The following is a 4,367-nucleotide window of genomic DNA, read 5'->3' on the forward strand; positions in this document are numbered from 1 at the left end:
GAGCGGTGGCCACGCGCGGGGCGGAGGCCCCGCTCGGCGCGGGGTCCGCACGCGGGGCGGAAGCCTCGCGCGGGGCGAGGGCCTCGTGCGACGCCGACGCCTCACGCGGCGCGGCCTCCGCGGCGCCGTCCGGGGCAGCGGATGCCGGCGGCCACGGCTCTCCCCCCGGCTCGCGCGGCAGACCCCGGCGCACGCCGTCGGTCGCGGCATCCGTCCGCCCGGCAGCGGGGGGCGCGGCGTCGACGGACTCGCCTGCAGCGACGTCGACACCCGGACGCGGACCGGACGTCGCCCCCGGCGCCGATTCCGCGCTCGGCGCAGCCGTCGGGGCCACGTCGTCGGGGGAAGCAACGGATGCCGGCGGCCACGGCTCTCCGCCCGGCTCGCGCGGCAGACCCCGCCGCACACCGTCGGTCTCGGCATCCGTTGCTTCGGGCGTCGGAGGCGCGGCGTCGGAGGCCGCGGTCGGGTGCGACGGGGCGTGAGGTTCGACGTCCGCGGGCTCCTGCGCGTCGGACGCGCCGTCCGGTTGCGCGGGCACGTCGGCGCCCGCCGGCGGCCAGGGCTGTCCACCGGGGACGCGCGGCAGCCCGCGACGCGGGAAGCGGGGAGTGGACGCCATCTAATTCTTGTGTGCCTCGAGCGCGCTGATGAGTTGGGGAACGACGGTGAACAGGTCTCCGACGATACCGAAGTCCGCGATCTCGAAGATGGGCGCCTCGGGGTTCTTGTCGACCGCTACGATCGTGCCCGCCGTCTGCATGCCGGCGCGGTGCTGGATGGCTCCCGAGATCCCCAGGGCGATGTAGAGCCGCGGCGAGACCGACACCCCGGTCTGCCCCACCTGCGCGCTCGCGGGCACGTAGCCGGCGTCGACGGCGGCGCGCGATGCGCCGACTGCGGCCCCGAGCACGTCGGCGAGCTGCTCGACCAGCGCGAAGTCCTCGCGTGAGCCGACGCCGCGTCCGCCCGAGACGACCGCCTTGGCCCCCCGCAGCTCGGGGCGCGACGAGGGCACCGTCGTCTCGCTGAAGCTCTCGATCCGGGCGGACGGGACCCCGGATGCCACGACCTCGATCGGCTGCTCCACGAGCGGCTGCGCCGAGAGGTCGCCCTCGACGACGCCCGGCCGCAGCGTCGCCAGGAGCGTTCCGAACGTGGGCGCCCCCTCGACCGTGAACGCGCCGCCGAGGGCGGAGTGCTGCGCCAGGATGCCGAGCTCGTCGCGCGCGACGCCGACGACGTCGGTCGCCAGCGGCAGGCGCAGGCGCGCCGAGAGCCGGGCGAGGGCGTCGCGGGTCTCGACCGCGTGCGAAGCGAGCACGAGGTCGGGCCGCTCGCGGTCGACGGCCGCGGCGAGGGCGTCGACGACGGGAACCGTCAGCCGGTCCGCGTCGACGTCGGCGGTCAGCACGCGCACGGCCCCGAGCTCGGCCGCGGCGGCCGCGGCGGCAGCACGGGTGGCGGCCGGAGCCGCGACCAGGGCCACCGGCTCGCCGACGCGCGCGGCGGCGGTCAGCAGGCCCGACGACGTCGCCGACAGGGCGCCCCCGGGCAGCACCTCGAGCAGCACGATCACCGCCGACATCACGCCACCCCCTCGGCCACCAGGAAAGCGGCGAGCTTCTCGCCGGCGTCGCCCTCGTCGACGATCCTGGTCCCCGCTCGGCGGGGTGGCCGCTCGGTCGCGGCCAGCATGATGTAGCGCGGCACGGCGGGATCCTCGGCCACGACGCCGAGAGCGGCGGCATCCATCGTCTCGTACGGCTTCTTCTTGGCCGCCATGATCCCCTTGAACGTCGTGAACCGCCCCTCGGGCAGCGCCTCGGTGACCGAGACCACCGCGGGCAGCGGGGCCGACACGCGCAGGGTGCCGGCATCGCTCACGCGGTCGCCCGCGACGGCGTCGTCGGCGAGCTCCAGACTCGACAGCCCCGTGAGCTGCGGCATGCCGAGCGACTCGGCGACCATGGCGGGGATGACGCCCGCGCCGCCGTCGGTCGAGAGGTTGCCCGCGATCACCAGGTCGGCGCCCACGCGGCGCACGGCGGCGGCGAGGACCTCGGCCGTCAGCAGCAGGTCGGCGCCGCGCAGGGACTCGTCGACGACGTGCAGCGCCGATGTCGCGCCCATGGCGAGCGCCTTGCGGATGGTCGCGGTCGCCGAGGCCGGTGCCATGGCCACGACGGCGACCTCGGTGCCGGGGTGGGCGTCGGCGTACGACAGCGCCGCCTCGACGGCGCGCTCGTCGATCTCGTCGAGCACGGGCGCCGATGCGGCCCGGTCCGTCAGCCCGGTCTCGAGGTCGAGACGGCGTTCGCCCCAGGTGTCGGGGACTTCTTTGATCAGCACCGCGATCTTCATCGACCTGGCTCCTTCGGATGGGGGATGGATGCCGCGACCCCGCGGCGACGGCGGTACCGTGAAACGCGAGGAGGACCGATGACGCGACGACTGCCGGTCGACCCGATCGCCGAGGCCAAGCGCCAGTGGCTCGCGCACGGCTGGGATGACGCCGCCGACGGCATGACGGTCGTGACCTCGGTGATCCGGGCGCACCAATTGCTCATGGCATCCATCGAGCGCGCCCTCAAGCCCTTCGACCTGTCGTTCTCGCGCTTCGAGATGCTGCGGCTGCTCGCCTTCACCCGCGAGGGACGGATGCCGATGGCCAGCGCCATCGCGCGTCTGCAGGTGCACCCGACCAGCGTGACCAACACCGTGGAACGCCTCGCCCGCGACGGCTTCGTGACACGCGAACCGCACCCCACCGACGGGCGGGCGGCGCTGCTCGTGCTCACCGACGCGGGGCGGCGGCGGGTGGGTGAGGCGACCGACGCGCTCAACGCCGTCTTCGCCGACCTCGGCCTCGACGACGACGACGCGACGGCCCTGGTTCGCATCATCGCCCGCTTCCGCAAGGGTGCGGGCGACTTCGCCGACCCGGCGCCCGTGCCCGACCCGCTCTGAGAGCCGACGGGCAGCACGGCTACGCGGATCCCCGCGTCCGCCCCGCCCCGCCGCTCCCTCGTGTTCATCGGTGCGTGAACGACGGCGCCCGCTTCTCGCGGAACGCCGCCATCCCCTCTTTCTGATCGGCGGTGTCGAACAGCGCGGCGAACGCCTGCCGTTCGAACCGGACGCCCTCGGCGAGGGTGGACTCGAGGGCCACGTCGAGCGCCGCCTTCGCCGCGTACAACGCGGGCAGGGGCTTGTCGGCGATGGTGCGAGCGACGTTCTCGGCCTCGTCGAGCAGGTCGGCGGCCGCGACGATGCGCGAGACCAGACCCGCCCTCTCGGCCTCGGCGGCGTCGATCATGCGCCCGGTCAGCACGAGCTCGGCCGCCTTGTAGTACCCCAGCGCGCGGACGAGTCGCTGCGTCCCGCCCATGCCCGGGATCACGCCCAGCTGCACCTCGGGCTGCCCGAACCGGGCGCGATCGGATGCCAGGATGACGTCGCACATGAGCGCCAGCTCGCACCCGCCGCCCAGCGCGTACCCCGACACCGCGGCGACCACGGGGGTGCGGACGGCGGCGAAGCGCGCCCACGCGCCGAAGTGGTCGGCGAGCATCATGTCGAGGCCCGACTTCTGCTCCATCTCTTTGATGTCCGCCCCGGCGGCGAAGGCCTTCTCGCTGCCGGTCACCACGATCGCCCCGACGCCCTCGTCGGCGTCGAAGGCCTCGGCCGCGGCGACGACCTCGGTCATCGTGCGGGTGTTCAGCGCGTTCAGCGCCTCGGGTCGGTCGAGGGTGATCCAGCCCACGCGCCCGCGCTGCTCGACGCGGATCGTCTCGTACCCGCCATCGTGATCCGTCATGTCACTCCCGTCGTCTCGTCGCGGATGCCCCGCACCCGCATGCTCGCACGGCCCTGCGACATCCACCGAGGGTCTTGCCCGCACGGCGACGCCCGCGCGTCACGCGGCGAGCACGTTGCGGCCCACGATGAGCCGCATGATCTCGTTCGTCCCCTCGAGGATCTGGTGGACGCGCAGGTCGCGCACGACCTTCTCGATGCCGTAGTCCTGCAGGTAGCCGTAGCCGCCGTGCAGCTGGAGGGCCTCGTTGGCGACGCGGAACCCGACGTCGGTGGCGAAGCGCTTGGCCATCGCGCAGCGCGTCGCGGCGTCGGGGGCCTTGGCATCCAGGGCCTGCGCGGCATCGCGCACGAGCAGGCGGGCGGCGTCGAGTTCGGTGGCCATGTCGGCGACCGCGAAGATGACCGACTGCTTCTCGCTCAGGGCCTCACCGAAGGTGAACCTCTCGTGCACGTAGGCGATCGCGCGATCCAGCGCCCACCGCGCCCCGCCCAGCGAGCAGGTGGCGATGTTGAGCCGCCCGCCGTTGAGGGCGGTCATGGCG

At 74.3% G+C, this 4,367-nt stretch carries 5 protein-coding genes and 1 pseudogene; 1 reads left to right on the forward strand and 5 read right to left on the reverse strand.

All coding sequences use genetic code 11. From position 1 onward, the window contains the following. The 3 genes and pseudogenes from DBR36_RS08705 to DBR36_RS08715 form a co-directional block, all read right to left on the reverse strand. A pseudogene (locus DBR36_RS08705) lies at positions 1–622 on the reverse strand (hypothetical protein); the annotation flags it as partial. Beyond that, positions 623–1,588 carry an electron transfer flavoprotein subunit alpha/FixB family protein gene (locus DBR36_RS08710; protein ID WP_108318589.1) on the reverse strand — a complete coding sequence of 322 codons (966 nt, stop codon included), beginning with the start codon at positions 1,586–1,588 and terminating at the stop codon, positions 623–625. It abuts the pseudogene before it with no gap. Then, positions 1,588–2,364, reverse strand: coding sequence for an electron transfer flavoprotein subunit beta/FixA family protein (locus DBR36_RS08715; RefSeq protein ID WP_108318592.1), 777 nt, complete (start codon positions 2,362–2,364; stop codon positions 1,588–1,590). The genes DBR36_RS08710 and DBR36_RS08715 overlap by 1 nt, the downstream gene beginning before the upstream one ends. 78 nt (positions 2,365–2,442) lie before the next feature. On the opposite strand from DBR36_RS08715, the gene DBR36_RS08720 reads away from it, so the two are divergent. Next, on the forward strand, positions 2,443–2,970 hold the full coding sequence (locus DBR36_RS08720) for a MarR family winged helix-turn-helix transcriptional regulator (RefSeq protein ID WP_108318594.1): 528 nt from the start codon (positions 2,443–2,445) through the stop codon (positions 2,968–2,970). Between the two features lie 64 nt (positions 2,971–3,034). Here the strand turns inward: DBR36_RS08720 and DBR36_RS08725 are convergent, their stop codons facing one another. Together DBR36_RS08725 and DBR36_RS08730 are read right to left on the reverse strand one after the other, a co-directional pair. Then, positions 3,035–3,823, reverse strand: coding sequence for an enoyl-CoA hydratase-related protein (locus DBR36_RS08725; protein WP_108318596.1), 789 nt, complete (start codon positions 3,821–3,823; stop codon positions 3,035–3,037). Between the two features lie 99 nt (positions 3,824–3,922). Next, on the reverse strand, positions 3,923–4,367 hold a 445-nt coding region (locus tag DBR36_RS08730; protein ID WP_258222658.1), incomplete at its 5' end, for an acyl-CoA dehydrogenase family protein.

Source organism: Microbacterium sp. HMWF026 (assembly GCF_003061325.1).
Lineage (GTDB): Bacteria > Actinomycetota > Actinomycetes > Actinomycetales > Microbacteriaceae > Microbacterium > Microbacterium testaceum_E.